Source organism: Psychrobacter sp. L7, assembly GCF_002810365.1.
In the GTDB taxonomy this organism is placed as follows: Bacteria; Pseudomonadota; Gammaproteobacteria; order Pseudomonadales; family Moraxellaceae; genus Psychrobacter; species Psychrobacter celer.
Map to the genome: position 1 here is coordinate 170,180 of NZ_NEXR01000001.1, position 13,305 is coordinate 183,484.

At 48.4% G+C, this 13,305-nt stretch carries 10 protein-coding genes and 1 riboswitch; of the genes, 7 read left to right on the plus strand and 3 right to left on the minus strand.

Annotated elements, in window-relative coordinates:
- Positions 1 to 33 precede the first annotated feature (33 nt).
- Entirely contained in the window at positions 34 to 1,959 is a 1,926-nt protein-coding gene (locus CAP50_RS00755; protein ID WP_100748670.1) for an ABC transporter ATP-binding protein, read from the minus strand.
- 302 nt (positions 1,960 to 2,261) lie between these two features.
- Here CAP50_RS00755 and CAP50_RS00760 point away from each other — a divergent pair, with 302 nt between their 5' ends.
- A complete protein-coding gene (locus CAP50_RS00760) occupies positions 2,262 to 3,128 on the plus strand; it encodes a hypothetical protein (RefSeq protein ID WP_100748671.1) in 867 nt (288 codons plus the stop codon).
- A gap of 376 nt (positions 3,129 to 3,504) precedes the next feature.
- Positions 3,505 to 4,395, plus strand: coding sequence for a fructose bisphosphate aldolase (locus CAP50_RS00765; RefSeq protein WP_100748672.1), 891 nt, complete (start codon positions 3,505 to 3,507; stop codon positions 4,393 to 4,395).
- A gap of 113 nt (positions 4,396 to 4,508) precedes the next feature.
- Here CAP50_RS00765 and thiC read toward each other — a convergent pair whose 3' ends face one another.
- Positions 4,509 to 6,494 (minus strand): phosphomethylpyrimidine synthase ThiC, encoded by a 1,986-nt coding sequence (thiC, locus tag CAP50_RS00770; RefSeq protein ID WP_100748673.1) that lies wholly within the window; start codon positions 6,492 to 6,494, stop codon positions 4,509 to 4,511.
- 286 nt (positions 6,495 to 6,780) lie between these two features.
- Positions 6,781 to 6,897, minus strand: a riboswitch (TPP riboswitch).
- Between the two features lie 272 nt (positions 6,898 to 7,169).
- Here thiC and pstS point away from each other — a divergent pair.
- From pstS to phoU, 5 genes are all read left to right on the plus strand, one after another.
- The gene (gene pstS / locus CAP50_RS00775; protein WP_100748674.1) at positions 7,170 to 8,336 is read left to right on the plus strand and encodes a phosphate ABC transporter substrate-binding protein PstS; all 1,167 of its coding nucleotides are present in this window, start codon (positions 7,170 to 7,172) and stop codon (positions 8,334 to 8,336) included.
- A 344-nt stretch (positions 8,337 to 8,680) separates the two neighbouring features.
- The gene (pstC, locus tag CAP50_RS00780) at positions 8,681 to 9,634 is read left to right on the plus strand and encodes a phosphate ABC transporter permease subunit PstC (RefSeq protein WP_100748675.1); all 954 of its coding nucleotides are present in this window, start codon (positions 8,681 to 8,683) and stop codon (positions 9,632 to 9,634) included.
- 66 nt (positions 9,635 to 9,700) lie between these two features.
- The gene (gene pstA / locus CAP50_RS00785; RefSeq protein WP_100748676.1) at positions 9,701 to 10,603 is read left to right on the plus strand and encodes a phosphate ABC transporter permease PstA; all 903 of its coding nucleotides are present in this window, start codon (positions 9,701 to 9,703) and stop codon (positions 10,601 to 10,603) included.
- 89 nt (positions 10,604 to 10,692) lie between these two features.
- Positions 10,693 to 11,613: a phosphate ABC transporter ATP-binding protein PstB gene (pstB, locus tag CAP50_RS00790; protein ID WP_100748677.1), complete on the plus strand. Its 921-nt coding sequence runs from the start codon at positions 10,693 to 10,695 to the stop codon at positions 11,611 to 11,613.
- Between the two features lie 98 nt (positions 11,614 to 11,711).
- A complete protein-coding gene (gene phoU, locus CAP50_RS00795; protein ID WP_100748678.1) occupies positions 11,712 to 12,512 on the plus strand; it encodes a phosphate signaling complex protein PhoU in 801 nt (266 codons plus the stop codon).
- 265 nt (positions 12,513 to 12,777) lie between these two features.
- Here the strand turns inward: phoU and CAP50_RS00800 are convergent, their stop codons facing one another.
- On the minus strand, positions 12,778 to 13,068 hold the full coding sequence (locus CAP50_RS00800) for an oxidative damage protection protein (RefSeq protein WP_075101388.1): 291 nt from the start codon (positions 13,066 to 13,068) through the stop codon (positions 12,778 to 12,780).
- Positions 13,069 to 13,305 lie beyond the last annotated feature (237 nt).

Here is a 13,305-nt window from a genome sequence, read left to right on the forward strand (position 1 = left end):
TTCCTTATGTTTTATTTTTATGATGATGGCGGTCTAGGGGGTGTCTTCGCCCAAAAACCCGCCGCTTTGACGCTGCCACAAGCGCGCATAGACGCCGCCTTGTGCCAACAGCTCGTCATGGCTACCTTGCTCGATGATTCGGCCTTTTTCCATCACTACCAGCCTATCGAGTGCGGCGATAGTAGAGAGGCGATGGGCAATGGCAATCACAGTTTTGCCGGTCATGATATCGTTGAGGCTTTCGGTAATGGCAAACTCAATCTCAGAATCAAGCGCGCTGGTGGCCTCATCCAATAACAAGATCGGCGCGTTTTTTAGCATAACACGAGAAATGGCGATGCGCTGACGTTGACCGCCAGAGAGTTTGACGCCACGTTCACCCACTTGAGTATCAAGACCTGTATTGCCTTTATCGTCATATAAGTCTTTGATAAAGTCCCATGCTTGGGCTTGTTTGGCGGCATGGATAATCTCTTCATCAGAGGCGTCGGGACGGCCATAAGCGATGTTTTCACGTACGGTACGATGCAGCAGTGAAGTGTCTTGGGTCACCATACCGATCTGCTGACGCAGAGAGTCTTGTGTGACGTCATCGATCGCTTGACCATCGATATATATCTTGCCGCGATCGACATCAAAAAAGCGCAGCAGCAAGTTGACCAACGTGGATTTGCCCGCTCCTGAGCGCCCGACCAAGCCGATTTTTTCTCCTGGTTTGATATCCAAATAAAAGTCATCAAGCAGCTTGACCGAGTTGTCTTGCGCCATTTCAGTGGTCGCTACCGACGGTTTAAACGTTTTATCGGTGGCGTGATGGGTATCGTGGTCTTCATTCTCATAGCTAAAGTCGACATGATCAAAGACGATATGTCCCTCGGTGACGCTTAGTGCAGCTGCGTTTGGCTTATCGACGATCGTCTGCGGCGCGGATAGCGTGCGCATGCCGTCTTGTACCGTGCCGATACTCTCAAAGAGGCTGGCAGTCTGCCACATGATCCAGCGCGTCAGGCCATTGAGCCGTAGCGCCATCGCCGTCGCCGCGGCAATCGCCCCGACCCCGACCGCGCTTTGTTGCCATAGATACAGGCCAATCCCTGCGGTACTACTGACCAAAATCACACTGATAAGATGGGTGAAGACCTCTAAATAGCTGACCCAGCGCATCTGCGCATGTACCGTTCCTAAAAACTGCCCCATGGCGTTTTTGGCATAACCAAGCTCACGGCGTGAGTGGCTAAACAGCTTGACAGTCATAATATTGGCATAGGCATCGGTGATGCGCCCCGTCATCAACGCGCGCGCATCTGCTTGTACGATGGCGGTTTGTTTGAGCTTTGGAATAAAATACCATATTGCCAGCGCCACCAACCCAAACCACAGGATAAAGGGAATCAATAACAAGCTGTCTAAATTAAATAAAATAATGCCACTGGTCACAAAATATACGGTGACATACATAAACATATCTGTGACGGTCATCACCGTATCACGCACCGCAAGCGCGGTCTGCATGACCTTGGCCGAGACGCGTCCAGAAAACTCGTCTTGATAAAACTGCATGGACTGCCCAAGCATACGCTGATGAAAACGCCAGCGCATCTGCATGGGAAACACGCCTTGCAAGGTCTGAAAATGAATAAACGAGGATAAGGCAATCCAAAACGGGCTGACAATCATCACCGCCAGCATCAGCAGCAGCATATCGCCTTTTTCTAGCCATAAGTTCTGCGGCGTATAGACGCCAAGCCAATCGACGATATCGCCAATCCATGCAAACAGCATCGCTTCATAGATACCGATGCCTGCTGACAACACCATAAACAGCAGCAGCCAGCCGCGCAGCCCCTTTGTACAAGCCCACAAAAACTGCAGCATACCGTCACGAGGCGAGGGCAGCGGCATGGGGGTGGTGGGGAAGGCCGGTAAGCGGTTTTCAAAAAAGCGAAATAGAGCATTCATAGGCAGTGATAAAACATCAATAGCAGTACGCCAAAACAAACGATGACGGTCGTTATTTTGAATCTTTACTTTGTGATTGGGAGTGCTGGCTATTTTAGCAAAATTCCCTGTCAGACCTGCAGGCTAATTGTAATTGCGTGCATATAGATGCCATGAATATCAGCACAATAAAACACCAAAAAGCCATTGTTGTATTGGAAATGTTTTGTTACATTCAGTGGTTTTATAGTGTTTACCATGGTTTTGTATATTGCTGACGCGCGATGTTGCTCTGACATGAATAAAGGATAGAGGTAGGGGTTATGATGTATTTGGTGATAGCAGTACTGTGTAGTGTGGCCGTCTCGGTACTGCTCAAAATCCTGCGGCAAAAAAATATCGATATTCGCCAGACCATCGTCGCAGGTTATCCTGTGGCTTTTTTGCTGACATGGTTTTTATTAACGCCAGATGTCAGCGGCATCAGCACGCTTGGCAACGCTTGGGGCATCATTCTGGCGCTTGGGATACTGCTGCCGACGGTTTTTATTATCTTGGGCCGTGCGATTGCATCGGTCGGCATGGTCGCAACCGACGCTGCCCAGCGCTTGTCGTTGATTATTCCTATTATCGCCGCTTTTTTATTATTTGGTGAGGTGCTGACAGGCACGCGAGTGCTCGGTTTGGTCTTAGGGTTTTTGGCGTTGGGGGCGTTGGTTTACCGGCCCAAACATACCGGTGGAGGCGAGCACGCTAGTATAAGCCCGCCCGCCGCGCGTACCCCGCTATGGCTATTTGGCGTATGGGCAGGCTATGGCATCGTCGATATCTTGTTTAAACAAGTCGCCAAACAAGGCACGGCCTTTCCACTGACGCTGTTTGTCAGCTTTGGCGTCGCAGGATTGTTATTGCTGATTTATTTGCTTGTGACACGCGTGCGTTGGCAGGGTAGTGCCTTGGCAGCAGGGCTATTACTGGGCGCTCTAAACATGGGCAATATCTACGCGTATGTGCGCGCCCACCAAGTATTGTCCGACTCTCCTAGTATTGTCTTTACTGGGATGAACGTCGGGGTTATCGCCGTCGCGACGCTCATCGGTGTGGCTGTGTTTAAAGAGCGGCTCGGTCGTATCAATGTGCTAGGCTTGCTGCTGGCGATTGGCTGTGTGGCGGTACTGTTTTTGGCATAAGGTTTTGGCATAAGAGTTTGATGTAAGGCTGTGGTGTACGTGGTTTGGCATAAAATTCTTATACCTATAGTCGATGTACTCTAAAAAGAGCATGGCGCTACTGGGGTACTGTTTTTAAACGTAGATTGCGCAGCCTCTGAGAACGCTGCACGCAAGCAAAACTTATACCAGTAGCGTGTTTAAATTTATATAACCGTTTTATTTTCAACTGGCTATTTTCAACTGATATATCATAAAAATTGGCGGCGCTGTCACGCATCCTATATAGGCAGATAAAGCATCCTATGGTAAGGTTATCTACAAATAGCAAGGCTCATATAGATTGAGCCAATTGGTGATGTTTGGTTTTAATCAATAAAAATAGGATACCTTTTCAATGGAATACCAAAAACAACGACAGCGTATAAAGGATGGTTCAGGTTTTATCGCCGCGCTTGATCAAAGTGGCGGCAGCACACCAAAAGCCCTAGAAAACTACGGCATCAGCAGCGATGCCTATGACAATGATGACGCGATGTTTGATCTGGTGCACGAGATGCGCGCGCGTATCATGACCTGCGACTGCTTTGATAACGAGCGCGTGCTGGGGGCGATTTTATTTGAAGACACCATGGAGCGTGAGGTCAATGGCAAGCCAACGGCAAATTATCTGTGGGAAGATAAAAACATCGTGCCGTTTTTGAAGGTGGATAAGGGTTTGGCCGAGCAAATGAGCGGCGTACAAGTCATGCGCCCGATGCCAGAGCTAGACTCGCTACTGGATAAAGCCAAAAACTATCCGGTGTTTGGTACCAAGATGCGCTCGGTGATTTATGAGCCTAACGTCGATGGGATTGAGCTGGTGGTACAGCAGCAGTTTGATGTGGCTAAGCAAATCCTCTCCAAAGGCTTTATGCCTATCGTAGAGCCTGAGGTTAATATCGATAGCGCCCAAAAGCATGAATGTGAAGTGATACTCAAAGCAGATATTTTGCGTAACCTTGAGCGTCTAAATGATGACCATCAAGTGATGCTTAAACTAACCTTGCCCGAAGAAGAGGGTTTTTACCAAGAGCTGATCGATCATCCAAAAGTGCTAAGAGTCGTTGCCTTATCTGGCGGTTATAGTCGTCGTGAGGCCTGCGAAAAGCTTAAGCAAAATCCTGGTATGATTGCCAGCTTCTCACGCGCGTTTACCGAAGGGTTGAGCAAACAACAAAGCGATAAAGAGTTTGCTGATACCATGAATGCCTCGATTGCAGAGATCTATCAGGCCTCAAATGTGTAAACAGCTCTTTGACTAAGAAATACTTATCATAAAAAAGCTCGCTTCCTATGCATGTAGAAGCGAGCTTTTTGCTATATAAAGTCATTAAATATAAAGCGGTCAAATCAGAGAAGTTATACCTCTTTATACAGCTGTCGCCCCTCGCTATGGTATTTTTCGGTCATCTCTTTCATGCCTTGTTCAATCTCAGCTGCACTCATCGCCTCTGTGCCTAAGCTTTCTGCCGCATCCAAACCTTTAGCGTACTCACGGACGTTTTGGGTGATTTTCATCGAGCAAAACTTAGGGCCACACATCGAACAAAAATGCGCCGACTTGTGCGCGTCTTTTGGCAGCGTTTCATCATGATATTCGCGTGCGGTATCAGGATCGAGTGCCAGATTAAACTGATCATCCCAGCGGAACTCAAAACGCGCCTTAGATAAGGCATTATCGCGAGCTTGCGCGCCTGGGTGGCCCTTAGCCAGATCAGCGGCATGCGCGGCGATTTTATAGGTGATAATACCGTCTTTCACGTCCTTTTTATTTGGCAGTCCTAAATGTTCTTTTGGCGTCACATAACAGAGCATGGCAGTGCCAAACCAGCCAATCATCGCCGCGCCAATAGCACTGGTGATATGGTCATAACCGGGTGCGATATCAGTGGTCAGCGGCCCTAAAGTATAAAACGGCGCGTCGCTGCAAGTCTCTAGCTGCAAGTCCATATTTTCTTTGATGCGGTTCATCGCCACGTGCCCTGGACCTTCGATCATCACCTGTACATCGTGCTGCCAAGCGATTTTTGTCAGCTCACCAAGCGTGCGTAGCTCACCGAACTGCGCTTCGTCATTAGCATCTTGCAAGCAGCCAGGACGCAGACCATCGCCTAGACTAAAAGCCACATCGTACTGCTTCATGATCTCACAAATCTCTTCAAAATGCGTGTATAAAAAACTCTCTGTATGATGGGCAAGGCACCACTGCGCCATGATCGAGCCGCCACGCGAGACGATACCTGTCAAGCGATTGGCCGTCAGTGGCACATAGCGCAGCAGCACGCCTGCATGAATGGTAAAGTAATCAACGCCTTGTTCAGCTTGCTCGATAAGTGTATCGCGGAATATCTCCCACGTTAGGTCTTCGGCGATGCCGTCGACTTTTTCTAATGCTTGATAAATCGGTACCGTACCGATGGGCACAGGCGAGTTACGAATCAGCCATTCACGGGTCTCGTGGATATGATTGCCTGTCGACAAATCCATGATGGTATCTGCGCCCCAGCGCGTCGCCCATGTCATCTTCGAGACTTCTTCATCGATAGAGGAGCCGAGCGCTGAGTTACCGATATTGGCGTTAATCTTTACCAAAAAATTACGCCCGATAATCATCGGCTCAGACTCAGGGTGATTGATATTATTCGGGATGATGGCGCGACCGGCCGCGACCTCGCTACGTACAAACTCAGGGGTGATGATTTTTGGGGTGTTGGCACCAAAGCTTTCGCCGTCATGCTGACGCATATCGGTCAGCTCATGCTGCTTTTGCGTCTCACGAATGGCGATATATTCCATCTCAGGGGTGATGATACCGCGGCGCGCATAGTGCATCTGGGTGACATTGCCTGCTTTACCATTGACTTTTTTGGCACGGCGCGGCTTATCGATATGGGCAAACCGTAGATTGGCTGTGGTGATATCACGCGCACGCGCTTGCCCGTATGAGCTGGACAAACCGCTTAGCTGCTCTGTATCACCGCGCTCGGCTATCCAGCCCTCGCGCAGTTTGGGCAAGCCGCGGGTTAGGTCAATTTGGGCATCAGGGTCGGTATAGACGCCTGAGGTGTCGTAGACATAAAACGGTGGGTTTTGCTCCCAGTCGGACTCATCAACGCCCTGAATAGGCGTAGGATCTAGCGTAATCTTGCGCATCGGTACTTGAATATCAGGTCTTGAGCCTTCGATATAGACTTTTTGCGAGGCGGGGAGAATACGGTGTAAGTCGCGTGCTTCTTCTTCAAAGCGCGTGTCTTTGGCGCTACGGTGCGCAGGGGTTTTTAGCGCGTCGGCTTTTTTGTCAGAGGCGTTTTGCTGGGTCTTTGGAGGTAGAGTTGAAGTTGTCATATGCTGTCCTAGCGTGTTGGTTTTTGAATAAAAGCAACACCGCCAGAAGCTGCGGGGGTAGCACGTATCATCTAGGCAGTTTTTGCTGCGTCGTCACTGGCTATCAAATTTATCATCGCAAAAATCTGCCTTCGCGGAGGATGTCATCAACCTGTAAGCGACGCTTGGTATCTCTCATCATTGCTTCGCACTACTTAACGCTATAAAGCTTAGCACCACAAAGTGGGCATTTAGGCTAACAGTCATGAGGATAACGGGGCATTTCTGCCCGTGTCTGCCTTATATAATACAGTGCTGAAGACTTCCCTGCGTCGGTACTAACCGCATCAGGTTCGGCGGGTGATCTCTCAGCGAATGTACAAAGGCAGTCAGCCATTCGTACACCGCACCCCGAGTCTGTCAGTGTTGTAAATCAGTCTCATACTAACAAACTTCTGCCGTGAGGGCTACTGGTGTTTGACCATCGGTATGTCAGTCAACGTGCGCATGAGGCTCTGAATCATGACACGCAGGCTAATGAGCGTTAGCCTTAAGCGGCGACTGATTTGACCCTATTTATCACGCATATAAAAGAGTTGGGCGGTTGTCATCAAACTGTCATAAAAACTTGTCAAGATGTCACACATGCCACCAATCATGCTTTGTTCAATCGTTGTTAAACTTTAGGAGTCCTACATGCGTTATTCGTTATTGGCAGTCGCCGTTAGTTGCACCTTAGTACTCACCGCTTGTAATAAATCCACCGACACCGCAGAGTCAGCAGCGCAGAGTGACACCAGCGCGGCGACAGTGGCCGAAACCACCAGCACAGCGACATCCTCTCCAGCAAGCGATTTTAAATCAGCTGAAAACATCGCCATGAACATCACTGGTGCGGGCGCGTCGTTCCCGCAGCCTATCTATGCCAAATGGTCCTATGACTATAATGCCGCAACTGGCGGTCAGGTCAACTATCAGTCTATCGGCTCCTCAGGTGGCATCAAACAAATCCAAGCAAAAACCGTTGACTTTGGTGCCTCTGATGCACCGATGACTCCTGAAGAGCTGGACGCAGCAGGACTTATTCAGTTTCCAACCGTCATCGGCGGTGTGGTACCGATTGTCAATATCGATGGTGTGGGGCCAGGTGAGCTAAAGCTGGACGGCGCAACCTTAGCCGATATCTATCTGGGTAAGATTAGTAAATGGAATGACCCTGCTATCACTGCCATGAACCCAGATTTGACCCTGCCAGATGCTGCCATTACCACCGTGTTTCGCTCAGATGGTTCAGGCACGACTTTTAACTTTACCGATTATCTGGCCAAAGTCTCAAACGATTGGAGTGACAGCGTGGGTGTCGATAAAACCGTCAAATGGCCTACCTCTGCCACAGGGGCAGGCGGTAAAGGCAACGAGGGCGTATCAAGTTACGTCAACCGTATGAAAAACGCTATCGGCTACGTCGAGTATGCTTATGCCAAGCAAAACAACATGGCACACGCTGCCCTAAAAAACGCGGCGGGCAACTTCGTACAGCCATCCGCTGAGACCTTTGCCGCGGCAGGTGACATTGATTGGTCACAGCAAGCAGGCTTTTATAAAGTCATCACCAACTCTGAGACCGAGCAAGCGTGGCCCATCGCTGCTGCTACCTTTATCTTGGTACACAAGCAGCCAGAAAACCCACAGCAAGTGGCTGGCGTGCTGAACTTCTTTGATTGGGCGTATGCCCAAGGTGATGATAGTGCCATGGCGCTTGATTATGTGCCTTTCTCCGATACCGCAGTGGCACTGTTTAAAGATAAGTGGAATGAGGTCAAAGGCCATGATGGTCAGCCTGTCTACACCCCAGCTCAGTAGTTTGTCTACATATGTATATAGTCGATACACTCTAAAAATGTCATAGCGCTACTGGGATGAATTTTGCGCAGCCTCTGGGAACGCAGCACGCAAGTAAAATTTATACCAGTAGCGCGTTTCAATCCATAACAGTTTTACATTCAGCTGACTATAGCAGCACTTGTAAGCCCCTTTGAGACACCTATTCTCCAGTAGTGGTCTCAAAGGTTTTATCACAACAAATTTAAAAATAGCGTTATTAATGACCGTTAATAGCGCCCTTTATTAAGATTTAGTTTGCTGTGATAAGACCTGATGAGTCTTTTAAAGATTTTGATTTAATATTATTTAATGCTGAGACACTTATGAATGATTTAAGGTCGCAACTGGCAAAACAAAAACGTTACGATGCACTATTTGTCAATGCCACCAAGGCATTTGCCATTCTCGTACTGCTATCTTTGGGCGGTATTTTGCTCTCTTTGATCATTGGCGCTTGGCCGAGTATTCAAGCATTTGGTCTGGGGTTTTATACCAGTAATAACTGGGATACGGTTGCCAATGAGTATGGGGCGCTAGCGCCTATTTATGGCACGCTGGTGACGTCCTTTATCGCTATTTTAATTGCCGTGCCCGTCAGCTTTGGCATTGCGATTTTTTTGACCGAGATGTGTCCGAATTTCTTAAAAAAGCCTCTCGGCATCGCCATTGAGCTGCTGGCAGGTATTCCTTCTATCATCTACGGTATGTGGGGACTGTTTGTCTTTGCGCCGTTTTTTGGCGATCACATTCAGCCGTGGTTTATCGAACACGTCGGCCCACTGCCTATCATCGGTAAGCTGTTTACCGGTGCGCCAATGGGACTGGGCATGTTTACCGCTTCACTGGTGCTTGCCGTCATGATTATTCCTTTTATAGCGGCCACCATGCGCGATGTCTTCTCTGTGGTGCCAGACTTATTAAAAGAATCGGCTTACGGCATGGGTGCGACCACTTGGGAAGTGATGTTTAAGATTATCTTGCCGTATACCAAAGCTGGCGTGGTTGGTGGTGTCATTTTGGGACTGGGTCGTGCCCTTGGCGAGACTATGGCCGTGACCTTCCTTATTGGCAACGCCTTTAATATCAGTCCAAGTCTGTTTACCTCTGGCGTCACCATTACCTCAGCACTGGCCAATGAGTTTGCCGAAGCCTCTAGTGAGCTGCATTTGGCCTCGCTGCTGCACCTTGGCCTCATACTGTTTATCATCACCTTTATTGTGCTGTCGCTGGCTAAGCTCATGCTGATGCGTATGGACCAAAAAGCAGGCAATCGCTAATGATTCGATTGATTTGATAGGTTTTGATGATTATTGGTACTGATAAGAATATGGGAAATGAGTGTTATGCCTACTAATGCGATGCACGCAGCGTTACCTGCGCAGACTGGCTTTGATAGCCGCTACGACAAGCGTCTTTATAACAAACGGCGCTGGGCCAATAAGCTGGGTTTGGGTTTTGCCATGTCGGCGATGGTATTTGGCTTGATTTGGCTGTTTTGGATACTGGTGACGCTGTTTGTTGAAGGCTTTCAGGGCATGATACAGATGCCTATCTTTACCGCCGATACGCCGCCGCCAATGAGCGAAGGCGGCCTACGTAACGCCATTGTCGGCTCGGTGATGTTGGCGTTTTCGGGATTATTTATCGGTGCGCCCATTGGCCTGATGACAGGGATTTATTTGTCTGAGTTTGCGCAAGGCAGCCTGCTTGGCAAAGTGACGCGCTTTTTAAATGATATTTTGCTCTCTGCCCCCTCGATTGTCATTGGTCTGTTTATTTATGCGTTGATGGTCAAAGGCCAAAGCTTCTCTGGGTGGGCGGGTGCACTAGCATTGGCACTGATTGTAGTGCCTGTGGTGGTACGCACGACAGAAAACATGCTCAATTTGGTGCCCAATAGTATTCGTGAAGCGGCCTATGCACTGGGCACGCCGAAGTGGAAGATGGTCACGCAAGTGACGATTAAGGCGGCTCGAGCGGGGCTGACCACCGGTGTGCTATTAGCCTTTGCCAGAATCACCGGTGAGACCGCGCCCTTGCTATTTACCGCCTTAAACAATCAATACTTTAGTACCGATATGGGCCAGCCGATTGCCAACTTGCCAAACACCATTTATCAGTTTGCCATGAGCCCTTATGACAACTGGCATGCACTTGCATGGGCCGCTGCATTGCTGATTACCGCTTCGGTACTGGTACTAAATGTATTGGCAAGGTTTATCGGTGGTCGCAGCTCCAGCAAATAGTCGCCAGAGTCGATAACGCCTACCGCCAAATCACTTTACATACAGCATTTACTTAAATTTATATTCATCAAGCTAGGTTGGATAACATTATGAATGACGTCATCAGCAAAACGCGTAGCACAGCAGATAGTAGCAACTTTGATACGACCACAGCCAGCTTACTACATAGGTCGATGGCGACGCCCACGCAACTGTCGCAGCCAAATTCGGCAAACTTAACTAAGCAAACACTGCATGATATTCCCAAAGACATGCCAGCAGCGAAGATGCAGATTCGTGATTTAAGCTTTTATTACGGGGAGTTTCAGGCGCTAAAAAACATCAATATCGACATTCCTGATAAAAAAGTCACTGCCTTTATCGGGCCGTCAGGTTGCGGCAAGTCAACCCTGCTCCGTACCTTTAACCGTATGTATGATTTATATCTTGGCATGCGTGCAGAAGGCAGTATCAACCTCGATGGCAAAAATATCTTAGGCAAAGACATCGATGTCAATTTGCTACGCGCGCAAGTCGGTATGGTCTTTCAAAAGCCGACGCCGTTTCCGATGTCTATCTATGACAATGTCGCCTTTGGTGTGCGTCTTTATGAAAGACTAAGCAAAGCTGAGCTGGATAATCGGGTGGAATGGGCGCTAAAAAAATCGGCACTATGGCCGGAGGTAAAAGACAAGCTCAAAGCTTCAGGTTTGTCGCTATCAGGCGGGCAGCAGCAGCGTCTGTGTATCGCCCGTAGTGTCGCTACCAAGCCTGAAGTGCTACTGCTCGATGAGCCAACTTCGGCACTTGACCCACTCTCGACAGGCGCTATTGAAGATCTGATCGAAGATCTAAAAAAAGACTATACCATCGCCATCGTCACCCATAACATGCAGCAGGCGGCGCGCGTCTCAGACTATACGGTCTATATGTATCTGGGCGATATGGTTGAGATGGGCGAGACCGATCAGATATTTACCACGCCTACGCAAAAAGCCACGGAAGATTATATTACGGGTCGTTATGGCTAATGCTGTACAGATTAAAACTATCGTTAATTTTCAATAACAAAAATACAGCCATGCCAGCAGCACGCCATTAATATACAGATATTTAGGGAATACCTCTCATGCAAAGTGATAAGCACATCTCCAAAAGTTTTGATCAAGATTTGGATGAAGCCATTCGTCTGTTTTTGGTGATGGGCGACCATGCGGCTAGCCAAGTTGCCAAAGCCATTCATGCCCTTATCGACAAGAATGAAACACTGGCGCAAGAAGTCATCGAGATGGATTTTGAAATCAATCGGCAGGAAGTCGAGCTCGATGAGCATATCTTGTTATTGGTCGCCAAGCGTCAGCCTGCGGCCAGTGATTTGCGTTTGGTGATGTCCATCAGTAAAGGTGTGGTGGATCTGGAGCGCATCGGCGATGAAGCGGTCAAAATTGCCAAAATGGCCAATAAGCTCGCCGCCCAAGGCAAGTCAGCGTATGGCTATGCCGAAGTGCAGCATCTGAGCAATCAGGTGCGTCTGATGCTGCACAATGCGCTAGAGGCCTTTAGTCAGTCCAATGCTGAGCAGGCGTTTGAGGTAATGCGCAATGATGATGTGGTCAATGAGGAATATCAATCAGCGATGCGTGCGTTGATGACTTATATCATGGAGGACGCGCGCCACGTCTCCAAGGTCATCAATATCGTGTGGGTGTTGCGCGCGCTCGAGCGTATTGGTGATCATGCGCAAAACATCGCCGAGCTGGTCATCAACTATATCAGCGGCCAAGATGTACGCCACTCAGACTATGCACTGGTCGAAAAAGCCGTGCAAGAAGCCAATGATCGGATGGCGGCGCGTCACGTTGGCGCAATGTCAGCGAATATGTCAGCCAGCATGTCAACCACTAACAGTGAATTGCCAGATACGGATTAAAGGTGATAAGGGAATTTATAAAAATCCTACCTTGTGTGCACTAAGTGTGCACTAAAAAAACGCGCTATTTAAAGATAGCGCGTTCTAATATTTAACATATAGTCGATACACTCTAAAAATGTCATAGCGCTACTGGGATGAATTTTGCGCAGCCTCTGGGAACGCAGCACGCAAGTAAAATTTACACCAGTAGCGCGTTTAAATCCATAACAGTTTTACATTCAGCTAACTATACTGATATAAGTATAAAAGTGATGCCGAGTTTTTATTTTTCTGGTGTCCAGCCCTGCGCGCGCTCATAATCTTCGTTGTCCAAAAACTTCTCACGCTGCTCGGTCAAAAACTTTTTGGCCTCAGGGTCCATCATGCTGAGATGGTTTTCGTTGATTAGCATGGTTTGCTGCTCTAGCCATTCTTTCCACGCTTTGTCAGAGACTGTTTCTTGTAGCTCTTTGCCTTTTTGGTTGGGGAAGGGTGGGTGCGGCATTTTTGGTAGCTCTTGCTTGTATTTGCGGCAAAACACGGTATTGGCTTGCGGGTTAAAAGTCTCAGTCATTAGAGGCTCCTTATAAACTATGAATATCACCCTATGATAACGATCTGAGTAAATTTAGCAAAGGCTATCGGGTGTATAGACGGTAACAGCTAAGTTGTTTGATAAAAGTTTTGGCGATGTGATGACAAAAAACACCCGCGCTAAGTCATAAGTGCTAGGCGCGGGTGTTGTATAGTGAGTTCAGGATAAAAAAGATACAGCGGGACTGGGATGAATTTTACGCAGCACCTGTCCGCA

Excerpts from the sequence above, each read along its gene's own strand:
- CAP50_RS00755 (WP_100748670.1), bottom strand. The coding sequence starts at position 1,959 with ATGAATGCTCTATTTCGCTTTTTTGAAAACCGCTTACCGGCCTTCCCC.
- CAP50_RS00760 (WP_100748671.1), top strand. The coding sequence starts at position 2,262 with ATGATGTATTTGGTGATAGCAGTACTGTGTAGTGTGGCCGTCTCGGTA.
- CAP50_RS00765 (WP_100748672.1), top strand. The coding sequence starts at position 3,505 with ATGGAATACCAAAAACAACGACAGCGTATAAAGGATGGTTCAGGTTTT.
- thiC (WP_100748673.1), bottom strand. The coding sequence starts at position 6,494 with ATGACAACTTCAACTCTACCTCCAAAGACCCAGCAAAACGCCTCTGAC.
- pstS (WP_100748674.1), top strand. The coding sequence starts at position 7,170 with ATGCGTTATTCGTTATTGGCAGTCGCCGTTAGTTGCACCTTAGTACTC.
- pstC (WP_100748675.1), top strand. The coding sequence starts at position 8,681 with ATGAATGATTTAAGGTCGCAACTGGCAAAACAAAAACGTTACGATGCA.
- pstA (WP_100748676.1), top strand. The coding sequence starts at position 9,701 with ATGCCTACTAATGCGATGCACGCAGCGTTACCTGCGCAGACTGGCTTT.
- pstB (WP_100748677.1), top strand. The coding sequence starts at position 10,693 with ATGAATGACGTCATCAGCAAAACGCGTAGCACAGCAGATAGTAGCAAC.
- phoU (WP_100748678.1), top strand. The coding sequence starts at position 11,712 with ATGCAAAGTGATAAGCACATCTCCAAAAGTTTTGATCAAGATTTGGAT.
- CAP50_RS00800 (WP_075101388.1), bottom strand. The coding sequence starts at position 13,068 with ATGACTGAGACTTTTAACCCGCAAGCCAATACCGTGTTTTGCCGCAAA.